The organism is Aureimonas populi (genome assembly GCF_017815515.1).
In the GTDB taxonomy this organism is placed as follows: Bacteria; Pseudomonadota; Alphaproteobacteria; order Rhizobiales; family Rhizobiaceae; genus Aureimonas; species Aureimonas populi.
Window position 1 is genome coordinate 3327689 of record NZ_CP072611.1, and the last position, 18390, is coordinate 3346078.

The 18390-nt window shown below is 69.5% G+C and carries 19 protein-coding genes; 7 read left to right on the plus strand and 12 right to left on the minus strand.

Annotation, left to right across the window (positions count from 1 at the left end; translation table 11 throughout):
* Positions 1–24: 24 nt before the first annotated feature.
* Both J7654_RS15850 and J7654_RS15855 read right to left on the minus strand, forming a co-directional pair.
* Positions 25–513: a DUF6456 domain-containing protein gene (locus tag J7654_RS15850; protein ID WP_209736831.1), complete on the minus strand. Its 489-nt coding sequence runs from the start codon at positions 511–513 to the stop codon at positions 25–27.
* Positions 510–911, minus strand: coding sequence for a helix-turn-helix domain-containing protein (locus J7654_RS15855; RefSeq protein WP_209736832.1), 402 nt, complete (start codon positions 909–911; stop codon positions 510–512). The genes J7654_RS15850 and J7654_RS15855 overlap by 4 nt, the downstream gene beginning before the upstream one ends.
* A gap of 183 nt (positions 912–1094) precedes the next feature.
* On the opposite strand from J7654_RS15855, the gene J7654_RS15860 reads away from it, so the two are divergent.
* Entirely contained in the window at positions 1095–1523 is a 429-nt protein-coding gene (locus tag J7654_RS15860; protein WP_209736833.1) for a hypothetical protein, read from the plus strand.
* Here J7654_RS15860 and J7654_RS15865 read toward each other — a convergent pair.
* The 5 genes from J7654_RS15865 to J7654_RS15885 form a co-directional block, all read right to left on the minus strand.
* Positions 1477–1878 carry a winged helix-turn-helix domain-containing protein gene (locus tag J7654_RS15865; protein WP_209736834.1) on the minus strand — a complete coding sequence of 134 codons (402 nt, stop codon included), beginning with the start codon at positions 1876–1878 and terminating at the stop codon, positions 1477–1479. The genes J7654_RS15860 and J7654_RS15865 overlap by 47 nt on opposite strands.
* A 117-nt stretch (positions 1879–1995) precedes the next feature.
* Positions 1996–4230, minus strand: coding sequence for a xanthine dehydrogenase family protein molybdopterin-binding subunit (locus J7654_RS15870; protein WP_209736835.1), 2235 nt, complete (start codon positions 4228–4230; stop codon positions 1996–1998).
* The gene (locus J7654_RS15875) at positions 4227–5213 is read right to left on the minus strand and encodes an FAD binding domain-containing protein (protein ID WP_209736836.1); all 987 of its coding nucleotides are present in this window, start codon (positions 5211–5213) and stop codon (positions 4227–4229) included. Before J7654_RS15875 ends, J7654_RS15870 begins: the two co-directional genes overlap by 4 nt.
* A gap of 13 nt (positions 5214–5226) precedes the next feature.
* Positions 5227–5724, minus strand: coding sequence for a 2Fe-2S iron-sulfur cluster-binding protein (locus J7654_RS15880; RefSeq protein WP_209736837.1), 498 nt, complete (start codon positions 5722–5724; stop codon positions 5227–5229).
* Between the two features lie 112 nt (positions 5725–5836).
* Positions 5837–6952 (minus strand): anhydro-N-acetylmuramic acid kinase, encoded by a 1116-nt coding sequence (locus tag J7654_RS15885; protein WP_209736838.1) that lies wholly within the window; start codon positions 6950–6952, stop codon positions 5837–5839.
* A 154-nt stretch (positions 6953–7106) separates the two neighbouring features.
* Between J7654_RS15885 and J7654_RS15890 the strand changes: the two genes are divergently transcribed.
* Both J7654_RS15890 and J7654_RS15895 read left to right on the plus strand, forming a co-directional pair.
* Positions 7107–8507 carry an MATE family efflux transporter gene (locus J7654_RS15890; protein ID WP_209736839.1) on the plus strand — a complete coding sequence of 467 codons (1401 nt, stop codon included), beginning with the start codon at positions 7107–7109 and terminating at the stop codon, positions 8505–8507.
* A 123-nt stretch (positions 8508–8630) separates the two neighbouring features.
* Positions 8631–9788 (plus strand): DegT/DnrJ/EryC1/StrS family aminotransferase, encoded by a 1158-nt coding sequence (locus tag J7654_RS15895; RefSeq protein ID WP_209736840.1) that lies wholly within the window; start codon positions 8631–8633, stop codon positions 9786–9788.
* 36 nt (positions 9789–9824) lie between these two features.
* On the opposite strand, the gene J7654_RS15900 is transcribed toward J7654_RS15895, so the two are convergent.
* From J7654_RS15900 to J7654_RS15920, 5 genes are all read right to left on the minus strand, one after another.
* Positions 9825–12062 (minus strand): putative bifunctional diguanylate cyclase/phosphodiesterase, encoded by a 2238-nt coding sequence (locus J7654_RS15900; RefSeq protein WP_209736841.1) that lies wholly within the window; start codon positions 12060–12062, stop codon positions 9825–9827.
* Positions 12063–12434: 372 nt separating this feature from the next.
* Positions 12435–13160 (minus strand): anti-sigma factor, encoded by a 726-nt coding sequence (locus J7654_RS15905; RefSeq protein ID WP_209736842.1) that lies wholly within the window; start codon positions 13158–13160, stop codon positions 12435–12437.
* Positions 13157–13753, minus strand: coding sequence for a sigma-70 family RNA polymerase sigma factor (locus J7654_RS15910; protein ID WP_209736843.1), 597 nt, complete (start codon positions 13751–13753; stop codon positions 13157–13159). The genes J7654_RS15905 and J7654_RS15910 overlap by 4 nt, the downstream gene beginning before the upstream one ends.
* 30 nt (positions 13754–13783) lie before the next feature.
* Positions 13784–14641 (minus strand): sensor domain-containing diguanylate cyclase, encoded by an 858-nt coding sequence (locus tag J7654_RS15915; RefSeq protein WP_209736844.1) that lies wholly within the window; start codon positions 14639–14641, stop codon positions 13784–13786.
* 184 nt (positions 14642–14825) lie between these two features.
* Positions 14826–15053, minus strand: coding sequence for a hypothetical protein (locus tag J7654_RS15920; RefSeq protein WP_209736845.1), 228 nt, complete (start codon positions 15051–15053; stop codon positions 14826–14828).
* 144 nt (positions 15054–15197) lie between these two features.
* Between J7654_RS15920 and J7654_RS15925 the strand changes: the two genes are divergently transcribed.
* The 4 genes from J7654_RS15925 (at position 15198) to J7654_RS15940 (ending at position 18379) form a co-directional block, all read left to right on the plus strand.
* Complete coding sequence (locus tag J7654_RS15925) at positions 15198–15503, plus strand: hypothetical protein (protein ID WP_209736846.1); 306 nt, start codon at positions 15198–15200, stop codon at positions 15501–15503.
* 102 nt (positions 15504–15605) lie between these two features.
* Entirely contained in the window at positions 15606–16532 is a 927-nt protein-coding gene (locus J7654_RS15930) for a manganese catalase family protein (protein ID WP_209736847.1), read from the plus strand.
* 323 nt (positions 16533–16855) lie between these two features.
* A complete protein-coding gene (locus J7654_RS15935; protein WP_209736848.1) occupies positions 16856–17275 on the plus strand; it encodes a hypothetical protein in 420 nt (139 codons plus the stop codon).
* A 144-nt stretch (positions 17276–17419) separates the two neighbouring features.
* Positions 17420–18379 carry a GAF domain-containing protein gene (locus tag J7654_RS15940; protein WP_209736849.1) on the plus strand — a complete coding sequence of 320 codons (960 nt, stop codon included), beginning with the start codon at positions 17420–17422 and terminating at the stop codon, positions 18377–18379.
* Positions 18380–18390: the final 11 nt, after the last annotated feature.

Below are 18390 nucleotides of genomic sequence, written 5' to 3' on the forward strand. Positions count from 1 at the left end.
CATGGCCAAGGGGCATGACGGCCGCTAGAGCACGCGCGGCTTGGAATCAGGCGTGCCCCAGCGGCGGATGCGCCCTTCCGGGGCGGCGCGGCGCTCGAACCCGTAATGGCGGGCAAGGCCGGCCAGCCCCATCTTGAGCACGAGCTTGGCCGAGCGCGCCGGCCAGCGCCGCTCGCGCTCCACCGTTTCCAGACCCTTGAGGAAGCAGCAGATGTCGAGGAGGAGGCCGGACAGTTCCGGCCCCACCGCCTCCAGCGCTCGGTCCAGCCGCCGGCGCGCGTCGAGCGCCGAGTCGGAGAGGTCTCCCGCCCCGTTCCGCCCGCCCTGCCCGCGCGGGCTCCATTCCCAGCTCTGGGAAACCGACGGCGTGAGCTGCGCGCGCGTGAAGTCCGCCCGCAGCCGCTCCCCGGCCATCGCTTCGGCTTCGCTGAGGAAGGCGGATGCCTCGCGCCCGCGCCGTGTGGCCAGGCGCGCCAGCGGGGATTCGTCGAGATTGTAGCCTGCCTGCGTCATGGCCGCACCCTTGCGCGCGCAAGGGCGCTGTAGGAAGCGGCCAGCCCCTCCATGCGCGCCAGCAGCGCGTCGAAGGCCGCGTCGTCGCGGCGGTCCTCGATCTTGTGGAGCGCGTAGGAAACGCTGGTGCGGTCCCGCCCGAACGCCTGCCCCACGAGGGGCACGCAATGCCCCATCGCGACATGGGCCAGATACATGGCCACATGCCGCGCCGTGGCCACGGGCGCCGTCTCGCGCCGCGTGGAGGCGATCCGCTCCACCGCCACGTCCAGGAAGGCGCTCGCGATGGCCTGCGCCATCCGGCAGTCGTCCACCACCGCCGAAGGCCCGCGCCGCTCGCGTATCGCAGGCGTCCCGCGCAATTGGGGCTCTATGTGCATCTCCTGATCCTCTGCCATGCATCGCTCTGGCCCCAGCATCCCCCAAAACTGGGCCGTGATAGGAAATATTTCCTTTTATCGGGCGCCGGGCAAGCGTTGTTCCCTTTATGTTCCACCGTTTTCGCGGATTGGGTCAACCGGATTCTGTCCCCTCACGGTTGCGCCGGCGCGATGCTTCTCGCTCATCGCGGGAGACGAAAAATGGAAGAGACCATGGTGTCGGCGAGCGCCATCGAGCGCATGGAGCGCACGCTGAGGGGCGCGGCGCGCGCCTATGTCGCGGCGCTGAAGGCGGCGGAGACGCAAGGCGATCACCGCCGCGAGACACGCGGCGTCCTGGCCGCGCTGGGCTTCACGCTCGATGAGATCGCTCTCGCGCAGCAGGCGGGCGCGCCACCGCCCGGCTTCCTTCTGCCCCGCATCCGCGAGGCGCTGGACAGGGAGTTGCGAAGGCTTGCCCGCGAGGTGCGCGCCGGCCGGGCCGGCTACGACATCAACCGGCACATCGCGGCCCGGCGCGTCTGGCAGCGCCTGTTCGGCCCGGCGAAGGAGGCCGCCACCGCGCCACGGCGCGGCCCGCGTGTCAGGCCCCGTCGGCGCGCGGCGCGAGCCGGGCCGCCAGCGCCTTGAGGTCGGGCGCGATGGCCGCCTCGCTCAGCGCCTGCATCCGCCGGTAGCGCTCGACGATCTCCGCGCCCAGCGGCGTCAGCACCGCGCCGCCATGCGCCGCCCCGCCGCGCGAAAGCTCAACCAGCGGCGTATCGAAGGTGCGGTTCAGCTCCTCCACCAGCGACCAGGCGCGCTTGTAGCTCATGCGCATCTCGCGCCCCGCCGCCGCCAGCGAGCCCGTGCGCGCCACCCGTTCCAGAAGCTCCGCCCGCCCCGGTCCGATAATGGCCTGCGGGCCGAAGACGAGGCGAAGGCGCGGCACGCCGCCAAGGCCGTTCTGCGCGCGGGGCGTCGATTCCGTGTCATGGGCCGTCATACGCTGAACGATAGGCCGAGCCCGCGCCCCCGTGCAATCGCCCGGCACGCGCAAGCCGAACGAAAAGAGGCGCCGGGATCGCTCCCGGCGCCTTGTGCATGGCCCCGTTGCCCGGTGCTATTCGGCAGCTTCCGCGAAGGCCTCGCGCGGCATACCCTTCAGCACCTTGTCCAGCGTCATGGGGTAGTCCCGCACGCGCACGCCGCAGGCGTTGTAGATGGCATTCGTCACCGCCGCCCCCACACCCGAGATGGCCAGCTCGCCGATGCCCTTGCCCGCCAGCGGGCTGGCGTAGCGGTCGCGCTCCTCCAGAAGCACCACCTCGAGCTGCGGCACGTCGGCGTTCACCGGCACGTGGTATTCGGCAAGGTCGTGGTTCACGAACAGGCCCGAGCGCGGATCGACCACCAGCTCCTCGGTCAGCGCCGCGCCGATACCGAAGATCTGTCCGCCATAGCACTGCGAGCGCGCGGTCTTCTCGTTCAGGATGCGGCCCGCCGCCCCCACCGTCAGCAGCCGGCGCACGCGCGTCTCGCCCGTCACGGAATTGACCGCGACCTCGCAGAAATGCGCGCCGTAGCTGGCCTGGTGCGTTTCCTTGAAGGCCTTGCCCGGCTTGAAAGTGCCCGTCACCTCGATCGGCTCACCCTTCAACAGCTCGGCCAGCGCCGTCTGCCGGTTGCCGGCGATGGCGGTGCCGTCCTTCAGCGTCAGGTCGTCCAACGAAACGCCGAGCTTCCCGGCGATCTTTTCCACGATCCCCTGGCACGCGACGTAAACCGAGGAGCCGGAAGAGTTCGCCCCCCAGGAGCCGCCCGATCCCGCCGCCTGCGGAGAGGCCGAATCGCCGAGCTTCACCGCCACCTTCTCCACTGGCAGGCCCAGCATCTCGGCCGCGATCTGCTGGAGGATCGTGTAGGTGCCCGTGCCGATATCGGTCATGTCGGTCTCGACGCCGACGCTGCCGTCCGCGTTCAGCGTCACCTTGGCCGAGGACTGCTGCAACAGGTTCTTGCGCGAGGCGGCGGACATGCCGTAGCCGATCAGCCATTCACCCTCGCGCCGCTCGCCCGGCCTCTTCGGCCTGTCGGCCCAGCCGAAGCGCCGCGCGCCCTCGTCCATGCATTCGAGCAGCATTCGCGAGGAGAAGGGCAGCCCCTGCTGCGGGTCCTTTCGCGGCTCGTTCCGCTTGCGGAACTCGATGGGGTCGAGGCCGAGCTTCTCGGCCATCTCGTCCATAGCGTTCTCCAGCGAAAGCATCCCCACCGCCTCGCCCGGCGCGCGCATGGAGGCGGAGAGCAACAGGTCCAGATCGACCTTCCGGTGGGTGATCAGCCGGTTGTCGCCCTCATAGAGGAAGACGGTGGAAATGCCCGCCGGCTCGATGAAATCGTCGCCCGGCGAGTTCGAGCCGATCGTGTCGTGCGCGATGGCCGTGATCCGCCCGTCCTTCGTGGCGCCGAGACGGATGCGCTGGATCGTGTCGGAGCGGCGGTTGGTGGCCTGGTAGACCTGCTGGCGCGTCAGCGCGACCTTCACCGGCCGGCCCAGCTCCTTGGCCGCGATGGAGGCGTAGACCGCCTCCGGGCCGATGCCGAGCTTGCCGCCGAACCCGCCGCCGATATAGGGCGCCTTGATATGCACCTTGGAGGCCGAGACATTCAGCGCCTTGGCGAGCTGCCCGACATTCTTGGCGATGAGCTGGTAGCAGCCGTGCAGCGTCAGCTCGTCGCCGGTCCAGTGCGCCACGCAGGCATGGGGCTCCATCGCCGAATGGCTCTGGCTCGGCGTCGTATAGGTCGCGTCGAACGTGACCTCCGCCTCGGCGAAGGCCTTCTCGAACTCGCCCTTGCGCATCTCGCCCATGTCGTCGCCGGGGTCATAGGCCTTGTGGCGGTTCGCCTCCAGATCGTAGGCGCCTTCGCGATACTCCACATCCACCTTCACGAGCCGCGCCGCGTCGCGCGCGGCCTCGAAGCTTTCGGCCACCACGAGGCAGAGCGGCTGGCCGTAATGGGTGATCTCGCCGTTCACCTGCGCCGGATAGGGGTCGCTGGCATCCGCCGAGGCGCGCACCGCCCGCTTGTCCAGCACCACATGCAGCACGCCCGGCGCGGCCCTGGCGGCCTCGGCGTCGATGGACAGGATCTTGCCGGAGCCGATGGTGGAGGTGACGAGGAAGCCATAGGCGACATCGGCCCCGTGCAGGTTCTCATAGGCATAGGGCGCGCGTCCGCTTACTTTCAGCGCGCCCTCGAAACGCGGAAGCCCCTTGCCGATCACGTCCTGCACGTGCCGGTCGAGGCGCGTTTCGCCGATGGGCTCGTCGAGCTGGAACGTCTTCTGGCTCATTGCGCCTCTCCCCGTGTCGCCTCGCCCAGGACAGCCGCGAGGGTGCGGCGGGCGAGGTCGAGCTTGAAGTCGTTTTCGCCGTAGCCCCGCGCGCCTGAGAGAAGCGCGTCGGCGGCGTCCTCGAACAGCGCGCGCGAGGGCACCTCGCCTTCCAGAAGCCGCTCCACGCCCTCGTCGCGCCACGGCATCGTGCCCAGCCCGCCGAAGGCCAGCCGCACGCGCCGCATCGCCCCGCCCTCCATGGAGACGACGGCCGCCACGGAGACGAGCGCGAAGGCGTAGGAGGCGCGGTCGCGCACCTTGCGGTAGACATGCCGGCCGCCCGGCGGCGCGGGAAGGCGGATGCCGGTGATCAGCTCGCCGCCCTCCAGCACGGTTTCCAGGTGCGGCGTGTCGCCCGGCAGGCGGTAGAACTCGCCGAGCCCGATCTGCCGTGTCGAACCATCGCTCTTCAGCGTCTCCACCTGCGCCTCGAGCGCCCGCATGGCCACTGCCATGTCCGAGGGATGGGTGGCGATGCAGTGCTCGCTCGTGCCCAGAATCGCAAGGATGCGGTTGAACCCACCGATGCCGTCGCAGCCCGAGCCCGGCTCGCGCTTGTTGCAGGCCGAGGAGGTCTCGTAGAAATAGCCGCAGCGGGTGCGTTGCAGGAGGTTGCCGCCCGTCGTCGCCTTGTTGCGGAGCTGCCCGGAGGCCCCGGCCAGCAGCGCGCGGGAAAGCACCTGGTAATCGCGCCGGATGGCGGGGTGGGCGGCAAGGTCGGAATTTGGCACCAGCGCGCCGATGCGCAGGCCACCCTCAACCTCCTCCACCTCGGTCAGCGGCAGGCGCGAGATGTCCACCAGCTTCTGCGGCGTCTCCACCTGAAGCTTCATCAGGTCGAGCAGGTTGGTTCCCCCGGCGATGAACCGGGCCCCCGCCGTCGCGGCGGCCCGCGTTGCTTCGCCCGTGTCGGACGCACGGGAATATTCGAACTGTCTCATCGTCCCGCTCCCGTCAGCTCTTCGCGCCGACGGCGCGGATCGCGTCGACGATGTTCGGATAGGCCGAGCAGCGGCACAGATTGCCGCTCATGCGCTCGGAGATTTCCGCATCCGAAAGCGAGGCGCCGTTCGCCACGTCCTGCGTCACGTGGCTCGGCCAGCCCTTCTCCACCTCGTCCAGCATTCCCACGGCCGAGACGATCTGTCCGGGCGTGCAATAGCCGCACTGGAACCCGTCATGGGAGAGGAAGCTCTCCTGCATCGGGTGCAGGTCGCCGGGCTTGCCGAGCCCCTCGATGGTGGTGATCTCGTCGCCCTCGTGCATCACGGCCAGCGTCAGGCAGGAATTGATGCGCCGCCCGTTCACCAGCACCGTGCAGGCGCCGCACTGGCCGTGGTCGCAGCCCTTCTTCGTGCCCGTCAGCGCCAGATGGTCGCGCAAAATATCGAGCAGCGAGGTGCGGATATCGGCCTCCAGGCTGTATTCCGTGCCGTTGATGGTCAACTTCATCGAAGCCGCCCCTTTTATAAGTCTTCCAAACTAGGAAGCCATCAAGGGCGGGGCGCCCCCCTCGGCAATGGCCGGGCGCGATAAATCATCGTCGCCCGCCCAACGATATTTTTCAGGCGCGGGCGATGCGCCCGCCGGTGGCAGGGGCCGGCACGCCCGTCGTGCCGGGAAACGAGATCGGCATGGCGGCCAGCGCGCGCACGGCGAGCAGCGCGAAGCACTCCGCCTCCACCGCGTCGCCCCGCAAGCCCAGCGCGTCGGCGTCCACCACCTCCACGCCGCAGCGGCGGGCAAGCTCGGCCATCAGCGTGGGGTTGCGCCGCCCGCCGCCGCACACCACCAGCCGCTCCGGGCGCGCAGGCAGGATGTCGAGCGCCCGCGCGACGGCTCCGGCCGTGAACGCCGTCAGCGTCGCCGCCCCGTCCTCCAGCGAGAGCCCTTGCGCCATCGCGGCTGTGAAGTCGTTGCGGTCGAGCGATTTGGGATAGGGAGCGCTTAGATAGGGGTGCTCCAGAAGCCGCGCCAGCCGCGCCTCGTCGGCCCTGCCCCGCGCGGCGGTCCGCCCGTCCCGGTCCATTTCCTCGCCGGTATGGCTTCTCACCCAGTCGTTCAGGGGCGCGTTGGCCGGGCCGGTGTCGAAGGCATGCATCCCGTCCTGCGCGTCGACGAGCGTGATGTTGGCGACCCCGCCGAGATTGAGGATCGCCGTTTCCGGTCCCGCGCCGATGCGTTTCAGGAGCGCGCGGTGGTAGATGGGCGCCAGCGGCGCGCCCTGCCCGCCCGCCAGCACGTCGGCGGAGCGGAAGTCGAACGCCACGTCGATGCCGAGCTGGCGCGCCATGGCATGGCCGTCTCCAAGCTGGCGCGTGGCCCCCTTGCGCTCGGCCGTACGGGCCCGGTGAAGCACGGTCTGCCCATGAAAGCCGACCACCGCCACCTCGCGCGGCGCGATGCCGTGCGATTCGAGGAACGCCAGCACGGCCTCACCCTGCGCCCGCGTCAGGGCCTGCTCGGCCTCGGCGAAGATCGCCGGCTCCTCGCCCGAGAAGCCCCATCTCGCGGCCGCCTCCAGCGCCTCTGCCAGAAGCGGGCGCACCTCGCCGGGATAGGGGCTGAGCGCGGAGGGCCCGAACTCATGGATCGTCTCCCCGTCGGTGCGGACCATGGCGATGTCGACATTGCCGTCGAGCACCGTTCCCGTCATCAAGCCGATCGCCCAAACCGCCATTGCGCCCTCCTGCCGTGCTCCTTGTAACCGACAGACCCGGCGGACAGAAGGGCGCCGGGTTTACAACCCGGTCGGCCAGGCCTAACCACCGGCGGCGCCCGGCGCGGGAGTTTTGCACACCCGTGCATCAGGACGTCGCTTTTCGAGGCAGGCCATGAGCAGCAGCGCGGCACCCGCTAAAGGCATCGGCATCGGCAATTCGTGGGGCGCGCATGTGCGCGGCACGCTCTTGCTCGGCCTGCCGCTGGCCGGGGCGCAGCTCGCGCAGATGTCGATCAACGTGGCGGACACCGTTCTGGTCGGGCGGCTGGGCACCACGGAGCTGGCCGCCGCCGTTCTCACCACGCAGTTCTTTCATCTCGTCTGGATGCTCGGCTCGGGCTTCGCCATCGCGGTGATGCCGATGGCCGCCAGCGCGGCGGGACAGGGCGACATCGTATCCGTGCGCCGCTCCGTGCGCATGGGCCTGTGGGTCTGCGGCCTCTACAGCGCGGCGGTGATGCCGCTCATGTGGCAGACCGAGGCGATCATGCTGGCCCTGGGCCAGGACCCCGTTGTCGCGGATCTGTGCCGCCAGTACATGCGCGTCCTTCAATGGTCGATGTTCCCGGCGCTGGCCGTCATGGTGCTGCGCAGCTTCCTGAGCGCGCTGGAGCGGCCGCAGGTGGTGCTGATCGTCACCATCCTCGGCTCGCTGTTCAACCTGCTCGTCGCCTACGCCTTCATCTTCGGCCGGCTCGGCGCGCCGGCCCTCGGCATCGTGGGCGCGGGGGTGGCGGGCCTCTCCACCATGCTGTTCATGACGCTCTTGCTGGCGATCGACTCGGCGCGCGGCGCACTGGCCCCCTACGAGATCTTCGTGCGCTTCTGGCGGCCGGACTGGCCGGGCTTCTTCGACGTGATCCGCCTCGGCTGGCCCATCGGCGCCACCATCGTCGCCGAGGTCGGGCTCTTCGCCGCCTCCTCCATCATGATCGGCTGGATCGGCACGGTGGAGCTGGCCGCCCACGGTATCGCGCTGCAACTGGCGTCCATCGCCTTCATGGTTCCGCTCGGCCTCGCCAGCGCGGCCACCGTGCGCGTCGGGCTCGCCTATGGGCGGCACGACGAGGTCGGCATCGGCCGCGCGGCGCGCACCGCCGTTCTGGTCGGGGCGGGCGTCGCCCTGTTCGCCGCGCTCCTCTTCGTCCTCATCCCGCAGGCACTGGTGGGCGCCTATCTCGACCGCAGCACGCCCGATGCCGCCGCGGTGCTGGCCTATGCGGTGCCGCTGCTGGCCGTGGCCGCCGGCTTCCAGTTCTTCGACACGCTCCAGGCGCTCGCCAGCGGCATCCTGCGCGGGCTGAAGGACACGCGCGTGCCCATGATCCTGGCCGTCGTCAGCTACTGGCTCATCGGCATGCCCGCCGCCTGGCTCCTCGCCTTCCCGCTGGGGCTGGGCGCGGTCGGGGTCTGGCTCGGGCTTGGCATCGGGCTGCTCGCCGCCGCCGCGTCCATGAGCGTGCGCTTCCTGCGCCGCGAGAAACGCGGCCAGCTCCTTCTCGGCGCGCCCTGACACGCCAGATTTCAGGCGGTTTCCAAAGCTGATCGGGGCAGGGCCGCACAGGCCGTTGTATCGCCTCCTTGCCCTGTTTATTGCCTCGGGAACATCGTTTCGATCCTCGAGGACGCGCCGCCCATGTCTCAGTCACCGATCGCCTTCATCGACCTGGCCGCCCAGCAGGCGGTGATCCGCGAGCGCGTGGAGGCGAGGCTCAAGCGCGTTCTGGACCATGGCGCCTACATCATGGGCCCGGAGATCGCCGAGCTGGAAGAGCGCCTCGGCGCCTTCGCCGGCCTGCCGCACACGCTGGCCTGCTCCTCCGGCACGGATGCCCTCCTGCTGCCGCTCATGGCCTGGGGCGTCGGCCCCGGCGATGCGGTCTTCTGCCCGAGCTTCACCTTCGCCGCCACGGCCGAGGTCGTCGCCTTCCTCGGCGCCACGCCCGTCTTCGTGGACGTCCTGCCCGATACGTTCAACATGGACGCGGCCGGCCTCGCCCGTGCCGTGGAGGCGGTGAAGCGCGAGGGCCGGCTCGTGCCGCGCGCGGTCATCGCGGTCGACCTCTTCGGCCAGATCGCCGACTATCCGTCCATCCGCCGGACCTGCGACGCGCACGGCCTCAAGCTCATCTCCGACGCCGCGCAGGGCTACGGCTCCACGCTGGACGGGCAGCAGAGCGGCGTGTGGGCCGATGTCGTGTGCACCAGCTTCTTCCCCGCCAAGCCGCTCGGCTGCTACGGCGACGGCGGCGCGGTGCAGACGCATGACGGGGCGCTTCACGCCGTCATGGCCTCGCTGCGCATCCACGGCCAGGGCGCGGACAAGTACGACAATGTGCGCATCGGCATGAACGGGCGCATCGATACGATGCAGGCCGCCATTCTTCTGGAAAAGCTCGACATCTTCGCCGGGGAGATCGAGGCGCGGGGGCGGATCGCCGCCCGCTACGGCCGGCTTCTCTCCGGCCTTGCCGTGCCGCAGGCCCTGCCCACCGGCGTGGTCTCCACCTTCGCGCAATACACCGTCCTCGTCGATGGCGGGCGGCGCGATGCGCTGGCGGGCGAATTGAAGGCGCGGGGCGTGCCCACCGCGATCTACTATCCCAAGCCCCTGCACCGCCAGACCGCCTATCGCGACTTCCCGGTCGAAGGCGGCCGGCTGCCGGTTTCCGACAAGCTGGGGGAACAGGTCATCAGCCTGCCGATGCACCCCTATCTGGATGCCGCCACGCAGGACTTCATCGTCTCCGCGCTGCGCGAGGCGCTGGAGAAGATCGGCGTCGCCGCCGCGTAGAGCGCCCGGCAGAACGCCGTTCTCGTCAGACGCCCGCTATTGCATCGCCGCGACGGGGCGGCGAAGCAGCGCCGCCGCCTCGTCGAACGGGATGGCGCGGCCGAACAGGAAGCCCTGGAAGGAGTCGCAGCCGAGCCGCCGCAGGCGCTCGGCCTGCTCGCACGTCTCCACGCCCTCCGCCACGGTGCGGATGCCCAGCGAGCGCGACAGCGTGATGAGCGTGCCCACGATCGCCTCGTCCTCCCCGCAGCCGCAGAGATCGCGGATGAAGGAGCGGTCGATCTTGATCGTGTCGATCGCGTAGCTCTTCAGATGGGTGAGCGAGGCGTAGCCGGTGCCGAAATCGTCCAGCGAGATGGTGATGCCGAGCGCGCGCAGGCGCGAGAGCTGCTCGCCCACCGTCGCGCCCGGCCGGTCGAGGAACACCGATTCCGTCACCTCCAGCCCCAGCAGGTCGAGCGGCACCCCGCGCCGGTCGAACGCCTCGGCGATCTTGTCCGGGTAATCGCCCTTCCAGAACTCGAACCCGGTCACGTTCAGCGAGATGCGCGGCGGGTGCATCCCGGCGTCGAGAAGGCGGCGAAGATCGCTGCTGACGCAAGCGATCATCCTCTCGCCCAGCGCGATGGCGGCGCGCTGGTCGCACAGCGCGGCCTGGAACTCTCCCGCCGTCGCCAGGCGCCCGTCCGGCTTGTGCCATCGCGCCAGCGCCTCGAAGCCGTTCAGGGCGCCCGTGGCCGCGTCCATTTGCGGCTGGTAGAATGCCTCCACCGCCTCGGCGCGCAGCGCCGCGCGGAACTGGGCGATCTGGCGGATGCGCGTATCGAACGCCTCGCGCATCGTCTGGGCGAAGAGAACGGCCCCGCCGCCGTCGCCCTTGGCGCGTTGCAGGGCGATGTCGGCATTCTGCATGAGGGCTCGCCCGTCCCCTCCATGCGAGGGGAAGATCGAGATACCGAGGCTGCACCGCAGGGGCACGCTCTGGCCTTGCATCTTCACATCGTCGGCCAGCGCCTCCATGAGGCGGGACGCGCGCTTGGCCGCCTCCGACTGGGACTTCACCCGCGTGAAGAAGATGCCGAACTCGTCCCCGCCCACGCGCCCGAAGACATCCTCCGGTCCGAGAAAGCCGGCAACCCGGCGTGCCACCTCGACCAGCGCCGCGTTGCCCGCCTCATGGCCCTGGCTGTCGTTGATGACCTGAAGGTCCTCCAGATCCAGCAGCAGCAGCGCCCCCATCCCGCCGCGCCGCTTCGCCTCGCCCACCGCCTGTTCGAGCCGGTCGGCAAAGAAGGTGCGGTTCGCCAGCCCGGTGAGCTGGTCGTGCTTGGAAATGTGCATGAGGCGCAGGGCCGTCTCATGCTGGTGCGTGATATCGTGAAAGGTGCCGAAGACGCGTTCGGGCTGGGCGCCCGCGCTGGAGCTTTCGCCCAGAATGTGGGCGCGTCGCACATGGCCGTCCCTGGTGCGATAGGAAACGCGCAGGTCCAGCGGCCGCCGCTTGCGGACTGCGCGGCTGAGGGCCTTGCGAAGCGCCAGCGCATCGGCCGGGCCGAAGATGGACAGGCCCTCCGAGGCCGTCAGCGGGCCTGCTTCCTCGATGCCCGTCAGGCGGTGGATTTCCGTCGAAAGCGACAGCCGGCCTTCCGCCGGGTTCCACTCCCACAGGCCGAGTTGGGCCAGCCGCCCCACCTGCTTGAGCACGCGGCCGGTGCGCCATATGTCTTCCGCCTGCTTGAGAACCGTCACATTGCGGCTCTCCAGCTCCTGGCTTCGCCGGCGCACCGCCAGGGCGGACGCCCTCGCCCGCATCAGCCCCTGCGCGATGGCCGCGAAACGCCGTAGCCTGGCCGTATCCGTCGCATCGAAACGGCGGGGCTCGGAATCGACTATGCACAGGCTGCCGAGATTGAGCCCCGCCTCGATGGCCAGCGGCACGGCCGCGTAGAACCGGACGACCCCCTCGCGCACCCACATGAGATCCCTGAATCGCGGATCGTGCCGGGCATCGGGAACCACCAGCGCCTCGTCGAACCGGATCGCGTACTGGCAGAGCGACTGCGCGCGGGGGATGCGCTCCAGATCCAGCCCGCTTCGACCCACGAACCACAGATCGTCCCTGTCCACCGCCGAGACGTAAACGGACTGCACGGCGAACATCTCGCGCACGATCTCGCAGAGGTCCGACATCTCCGGAAGGTTCCCGCCTTCCAGAAGGCCGGAATCCTGCAAGCTGCGAAGACGACGCAGTTCGTTCTTCTCGGCCGCAGCCATTCACACCTCGTGACCGGTCGTCCCGGAAAAGCAAACCGCGCGGGATTGAACGGAGCAAGCGCGGTTCAGTCCCTTCGTTCCACTTCCGGCGACACAGTTAAGTCAATGCCACCACCAAGCCGAACCGCAACTCAAACGTGCAAAATGCACGCATACCATATAAAGCAGTCTACGCCCCTTTCAGCCGCGTGTTAAGACCCTTCTGCAATGACTTAGCTTGCCTCCGGGCAGCGGCCGCGACCAGGCGCGAGGAGGAGCAGAGAACGAGAAGGACACGCCACGCGAGTATTGCGCCGCACAATCTCGCGAGGCCGGATTTCCGGCCTCCAAAGGCTTGCGACGGCGTGTATGAAAACGGCGCCCGATGCGCCGTCAGAGGCTTCCCAGCGATCCGTGGCCGAGCACCGGCCCGGTGGGCTGGCCCGTCGGCGAGCCGCCGGCCGGCTCCAGCGAGACGGCCAGCACGGCCCCCTCGCTCATCATCCCTTCGGAGAGGTCCGCCGGCAGCGCGAGGCGCGTGGGGCGTGTTCGGTCCACGAGGCCGAGGGAGCGCGGCGGCCCCTCGCCGGGGACGAGCCACAATTGGCTCGTGTGCCCGTCCGCATCCGGCAGGGCCATGGGAACGAGCGTGATCGAGCCGTCCGCCGCATCCACCAGCGCGGCGACGAGCGCGGCGCCGTCCTCGTCCATGATCGCCGTGCTCATTTCCACCCCTCCCACGGGCCCGGCCTGCCGGCTCGGCTGCCATGCCACGAAGGCCAGCGCGGCAAGGCTCGCGGCGGCCAGTGCCATGGAGCCGATGGCCAGACGCCGCCAGATCGCGTCCACCAGCGCGCGCGGCGCATCGCGCAGGGACGAGGCCTGCGGCAGGGCGGCCTCGATGCGGCGCCAGACGGCGGCCGGCGGGGAAACGGGCTCCACCGCCGAGGCCATGGGCGCCAGATGCCGCGCCCACGCCTCGACCTCCGAAGCGAAGGCGGGATCGCCCGCGAGCCTTCGACGCGCGCGCTCGCGCCCGGCCGCGTCCAGCGTTCCCAGCACGTATTCGGGCGCCAGGAAATCCTCGTCCCGTTCGGGGTCCATGCCGCTCGCGATCATGCTTCCAGGCACCCTCTCAGGCGGATGAGGCCGCGCCGGATGAGGCTTTTGACCGTCCCGAGCGGCATGGCGCGCTCGCGCGCGAGTTCCTGGTAGGTCAGTCCGGCGAAGAACGCCCGCGCGATGGCGCCTCGCGTCCGCCCGTCGAGTTCTTCCAGGCAGGCGCGCAGGCGGTGCGCGTCCTCGGCGCGCTCGAGCCCGGCCAGCGCCCCCTCATCATCGTCCGGCACGTCGAGCGCGGCCTCGAACGCGGCCGGCGGGTGGCGCCCGGCCAGGGAGCGGCGGCGGTCGATGGCGCGGTTGCGGGCGATCGTCGCCAGCCACGTCACCGGGCTGGCCCGCGCGGGATCGAAGGCTTCCGCCTTGCGCCACACCGTCAGATACACGTCCTGCAACACGTCCTCGGCCTCTTGCCTGTCCGGCAAGATACGCAGGCAGATGCCGAAAAGCTTCGCACTCGTCAGGTCATAGACGTCGCGCAGCGCCACGCGGTCGCCCTGCGCCACGGCGCGAAGGCGCAAGGCCAGCCGTTCACGCGCGGCGTCCTGCGGCGACGCCGTGGCCGGGGCCGGATCCTCGCTCCCAGCGCTCATATCGTCTGGCCCTTCCCCGAACCGGGCGCCTCACGCCGCGCGGCGCCTGTGCCCCTTGGCTGCATACATGCGTGAGTCGGCAAACGCCATGACGCCCGAAAGCGTTGCACCCGGCGCCCAGAGCGCCGCCCCGACGCTGGCACCCATGTCCAGCGCCGGATACCCCTCCAGAACGAGCGGCGCGCACAGGCGCTCACCGAGGGTCGCCGCCCGCTCGCCAAGGTGCTCCTCGCCCTCGACGCGCACCAGCGCGACGAATTCGTCGCCGCCCAGCCGCGCCACCACCTCGGCTTCCGGCAGGGCCGCGCGCATCCGCCGGGCGACCTGCTTCAGCACCTCATCCCCCACCAGATGGCCGTGGCGGTCGTTGATGGCCTTGAAGCCGTCGAGATCGACCACGATCAGACCGAGGCGCGCCTGCTCGTCCTCGGCCGCGTCCTGCGCATCCTCGGCGCAGACGACGAAGCCCCGGCGGTTGGCCAGGCCCGTCAGGTCGTCCGTCAGCGCGGCCTTCTCCAGCTCGCGCTCCAGCCTCTTGCGCTCGGTGATGTCGATCGCGATGCCCACCAGCTTGTACACCCGCCCGCTTTGCGGATCGCGCACCGGGTTCAGCAGCGTGTGGAACCAGCGGCGGCCGCAGGGCAGCGAAAGCCTCTCCTCGTAATCCTTGAACACACCCGTCGCCACGCAGTCGCTGTAGCGCCTGTGCAGCATCTCGGCGGCGCGGGCCGACAGGCACTCGCGCAATGGGCGGCCGGCGACCTCGGCGTTGGACAGGCCCGACAGGCCCTCATAGGCGGCATTGATGCCCAGGAAACGGAACCCGTCCGTGCCGACCGCGAGGACAAAGGCCGGAACCCCGATATCGTCGATCTGAACGAATGGCATGCACTCAACTCCCCCACGATCCGGCGGGGCTTATCGCCGAGACGTGAAGTCTCGCTTAAAAGCGATGTCGTCCCCCGGCCCTTGCCCGAGGGCAAAGGCGGCCCCCTCCGCCGAAGGGTAAAGAAAGGGCGCGGCCCGATGCGGAGGCCGCGCCCTTGGAATCGGACTGCGCTGAAGCCCGCGTTCAGCTTTCCTCGCCGCCCGCATTCGCGAAATCGAAGCTCTCGATCATCTCCTCGACCTCGTCGGCGATGTCGGCGAGGAAGTCGCCCGCCTCCTCGGCATTCTCCGAGCCCTGGGTCACGAGCATGGCGAGCTGGATCTTGAGCACGGTGGAAACGTCCTCGAGCGTCTTGCCCTCGAAGAGGCTTGAAATCTTCTCGTTGATCTCGTCCAGTTCGACATCGGTCATCGTTCGGTCTCTCCTGTTTGCGGTCCAAAAGCCGCTCAGCGGCGAGGGGTTCCCCGTGCTGGCTTGCCATCTACGGGGAAAGGCCGCCCGATGGAACGCGAAAGGTCGTCGGCGTTCCGTCGGCGCGCAACAGGAGGCGATCCCATGACACCGCCGGAGACGTTCCAGTGGCGCGACCTCGCCAGCGCCCCGCGCGACGGCACCCGCATTCTGGTCACGCTGCGCGCCACGGAGCAAGGCCCGGCCACCGTCGATACGGCCTATTGGGCCCGTGGCACCAGCCGGGCCGGGGAAGGCTGGCGCGCCGCCGATTCCAGCGCCGACTGCGTCATCCTCTATGCAGAGGCCGAGCTGATGGGATGGATGCCCCTGCCCTCGCCGCTCGCCGCCTCATGGCCCGAGCCGATGCGCCCCGAGGACGCGCAGGAGGACGCCGGCTCGGGCATATGAGGGCTTATCCGGTCGCGGCACGCGAACTCTGTTAACCAAGGGGCGGAACGCCATCCCGTACGCGTCGTTGCTCCTGTCCACCCGTTGGAAAGGACCGACCCCATGTTCATGCGCGTCGATAAGCTGCAAGTCGAACTGCCGGCGCCCACCCGCGCCGATCCCAACGCCGCCGCCGCTCTTCAGGAACTGCTCGGCGGGAAGTATGGAGAGATGTCCACGCTCGGCAACTACATGTTCCAGAGCTTCAACTTCCGCTCCAAGACCAAGCTGAAACCCTTCTACAGCCTCGTGGCGGCCATCACGGCCGAGGAGCTCGGCCATGTCGAGCTTGTCTCGAACGGCGTGGCGATGCTGGCCAACGGCCCGGACAAGCCCGATGGCGACACGGGCGACGGCGGCGACATCTCCGGCGCACCCTTCGCCGACATGGCGGAGGCGAGGCTCGCGGGCGCCTTCTTCTCCGCCGGCGGCGGCGCCATGCCGGTGAACTCCAACGGCGCCTCCTGGAACAACGACTTCGTCACCACCACGGGCAATGTCGTGGTCGATCTCCTGCACAACTTCCACCTCGAATGCGGCGCCCGGCTGCACAAGCTGCGCGTCTATGAAAGCCTCACCGATCCCACGGGGCGCGAGGTGTGCGGCTATCTGCTGGTGCGCGGCTCGGTTCACGCCCACGCCTATGCGCTGGCGCTCAAGAAGATCACCGGCGTGGATCTCGACAAGTTCCTGCCCACGCCCAACATCCCGCTCGACAGGATTCCCGAGTGCCAGAAATATCTGGACGAGGGTTCGCACCGGCGGCTCTACACGTTCAGCCCGAACGACTACAAGGAGATGGCGGGCATCTGGGGCAATGGCGAGATGGCGCTCCCCGGCGACCCGCAGGGCGAGCTTGAGGTGATCGACGGCCACCCGGACGGGGCCAAGATCCACGACCTCACCGGCGTTCCCTCGGCCTTCACCCCGGACTACGCGCCGGAGGAAATGTTCGAGATTGCCCAGAAGCTCTACAAGGCCTCGCGCTGAGCCCGCGCGAGCGACTTCGGCAGGGGGCGGCCGAAGCGGCTGTCCCCCTTTTCCATGAGCGAACGCATCCGTCTGGTGTGCGCGCACGTAGCTGACTTGTCGAATCCACAGATCGGTCGCCTACGCATGCCGCATTCATTCAGGGATCCGGGCTTATGGGTCCTCGTCGCATTCGCCTGCGCGGCGGCATTGGCGGCATTCCTCGGCCTGTTGTAGCCAGCCCTTCGCGGCAGCGCATCGGACCGTGCGATGCTGCGATGCGAGGAAAATGGGGAACCGGGCCCCGCGCGGCGCGTTCGGCAGGATCATCATCCGCACGGGACATGTCGATGGTTTCGCATTTCTTCGGCAGGAAGCTCTTTCGCGCCAGAGAGCTTTCGCTGGGCGCTGCTGCCGCCATGGCGCTTGTCGCCTACTTCCATGACGATATCGGAGCGATCGCCTTCCCCAACGCGCTCGGCAGCGTGGACGACACCGTCCTGCGCCTGAGCACGGACCTTCCCCGCATGATGCCCGGCGGCTCCACGCTCGAGGCCGTGGAGCGCGCGGGCGACCGCGTCGTCCTGAGCCATGCCCTGCCGCCGGAGCGGCCCGTTCGCGAAGCCTACAGGGAACTGGCGGCCAATCTCTGCGAGGATTGGCGCCCCCATCTGCGCCGGGGCGAGATCGCGGCCGTGGAAACGCGCTACCACCGCAGCGGGCAGGACGGCGTCTTCTATCTCAACAGCCGCCAGTGCCGCTGAGGCGCGCGCCTAGCAGCCGCACCGCCTAAACGGCCCCACGCGCTTCCATTAACCCTGTTCCCTTGCCGATCCACGGTCGCGGTCTTAGAGTAGGCTCGCGCTGGATCGGCCCTGCGCCGGTTCGTGCCTTCGAGGGAGGATGGCATGAATGAGCACCGCCTTCACGCGAGCCGCGTTCTCCACGCGATTCAATCGGACGAGGCCGCCCGCTCGGGCCTCGTGGCCTCCTGGCGCCGCTCCTGCTCCCTCCATCGCCTCGACCCCGCTGCCCGAACCCCGCCCCAGCGCATCTCCGATTCGGAACTCGCTCATGCGCGCCAGCGCATGGGTCGGCTGATCCGGGCCGCCTCCGCCAGCCTCGACAAGCTTTATCTGGCCGTGGGCGGCGTCGGCTGCTGCGTGCTTCTGGCCGACAGCGACGGCATACCGGTGGAGCGGCGGGGCGCGCCGTGCGACGACGCGACCTTTCGAAGCTGGGGCTTGTGGACCGGCACCCTGTGGGGCGAGGACCACGAGGGCACCAACGGCATCGGCACCTGCCTGGTGGACGGACGGGCGCTGACGATCCACCGCGACGAGCACTTCCTCACGCGCAATATCGGCCTTTCCTGCACCACCGCGCCCATCCACGACCATGAGGGCCGCCTCGTCGCCGCCCTCGACGTCTCCTCCTGCCGGGCCGACCTGACCCAGAGCTTCGCGGGGCTGATCGCGCTGGCCGTGGGCGATGCCGCGCGGCGGATCGAGGCGGAGCATTTCCGCTCCGTCTTCTCGCAGGAGCGCATCCTCGTCGTTCCCGGCACCGAGGGCGGCCACGCGCTGCTCGCGGTGGACGGCGATGATCTGGTGGTGGGCGCCAGCCGCGCGGCCCGCCTCGCGCTGGGACTCGATACGGAACGAATCGCCGCCGGCCTGCCGGCCATCGACCTCTTCGGCCCGGCCGCCGGCGACGCCATGGAGGCACTGGAAGCGGAGCGGGGCGTGCTCCAGCGCGCACTGGCCCGCGCCGGGGGCAATGTCAGCGAGGCGGCCCGCAATCTGGGCGTCTCGCGCGCCACGCTGCATCGGCGGATGAACCGCCTCGGCCTGCGCCGGCCGCATTGATGGCGTTACCT

Coding starts and splice junctions, on each gene's coding strand:
- J7654_RS15880 (WP_209736837.1), bottom strand. CDS start 5,724: ATGAAGTTGACCATCAACGGCACGGAATACAGCCTGGAGGCCGATATC.
- J7654_RS15925 (WP_209736846.1), top strand. CDS start 15,198: ATGACACCGCCGGAGACGTTCCAGTGGCGCGACCTCGCCAGCGCCCCG.
- J7654_RS15865 (WP_209736834.1), bottom strand. CDS start 1,878: ATGACGGCCCATGACACGGAATCGACGCCCCGCGCGCAGAACGGCCTT.
- J7654_RS15860 (WP_209736833.1), top strand. CDS start 1,095: ATGGAAGAGACCATGGTGTCGGCGAGCGCCATCGAGCGCATGGAGCGC.
- J7654_RS15885 (WP_209736838.1), bottom strand. CDS start 6,952: ATGGCGGTTTGGGCGATCGGCTTGATGACGGGAACGGTGCTCGACGGC.
- J7654_RS15920 (WP_209736845.1), bottom strand. CDS start 15,053: ATGACCGATGTCGAACTGGACGAGATCAACGAGAAGATTTCAAGCCTC.
- J7654_RS15870 (WP_209736835.1), bottom strand. CDS start 4,230: ATGAGCCAGAAGACGTTCCAGCTCGACGAGCCCATCGGCGAAACGCGC.
- J7654_RS15855 (WP_209736832.1), bottom strand. CDS start 911: ATGGCAGAGGATCAGGAGATGCACATAGAGCCCCAATTGCGCGGGACG.
- J7654_RS15905 (WP_209736842.1), bottom strand. CDS start 13,160: ATGATCGCGAGCGGCATGGACCCCGAACGGGACGAGGATTTCCTGGCG.
- J7654_RS15910 (WP_209736843.1), bottom strand. CDS start 13,753: ATGAGCGCTGGGAGCGAGGATCCGGCCCCGGCCACGGCGTCGCCGCAG.
- J7654_RS15850 (WP_209736831.1), bottom strand. CDS start 513: ATGACGCAGGCAGGCTACAATCTCGACGAATCCCCGCTGGCGCGCCTG.
- J7654_RS15875 (WP_209736836.1), bottom strand. CDS start 5,213: ATGAGACAGTTCGAATATTCCCGTGCGTCCGACACGGGCGAAGCAACG.
- J7654_RS15935 (WP_209736848.1), top strand. CDS start 16,856: ATGTCGATGGTTTCGCATTTCTTCGGCAGGAAGCTCTTTCGCGCCAGA.
- J7654_RS15900 (WP_209736841.1), bottom strand. CDS start 12,062: ATGGCTGCGGCCGAGAAGAACGAACTGCGTCGTCTTCGCAGCTTGCAG.
- J7654_RS15915 (WP_209736844.1), bottom strand. CDS start 14,641: ATGCCATTCGTTCAGATCGACGATATCGGGGTTCCGGCCTTTGTCCTC.
- J7654_RS15890 (WP_209736839.1), top strand. CDS start 7,107: ATGAGCAGCAGCGCGGCACCCGCTAAAGGCATCGGCATCGGCAATTCG.
- J7654_RS15940 (WP_209736849.1), top strand. CDS start 17,420: ATGAATGAGCACCGCCTTCACGCGAGCCGCGTTCTCCACGCGATTCAA.
- J7654_RS15930 (WP_209736847.1), top strand. CDS start 15,606: ATGTTCATGCGCGTCGATAAGCTGCAAGTCGAACTGCCGGCGCCCACC.
- J7654_RS15895 (WP_209736840.1), top strand. CDS start 8,631: ATGTCTCAGTCACCGATCGCCTTCATCGACCTGGCCGCCCAGCAGGCG.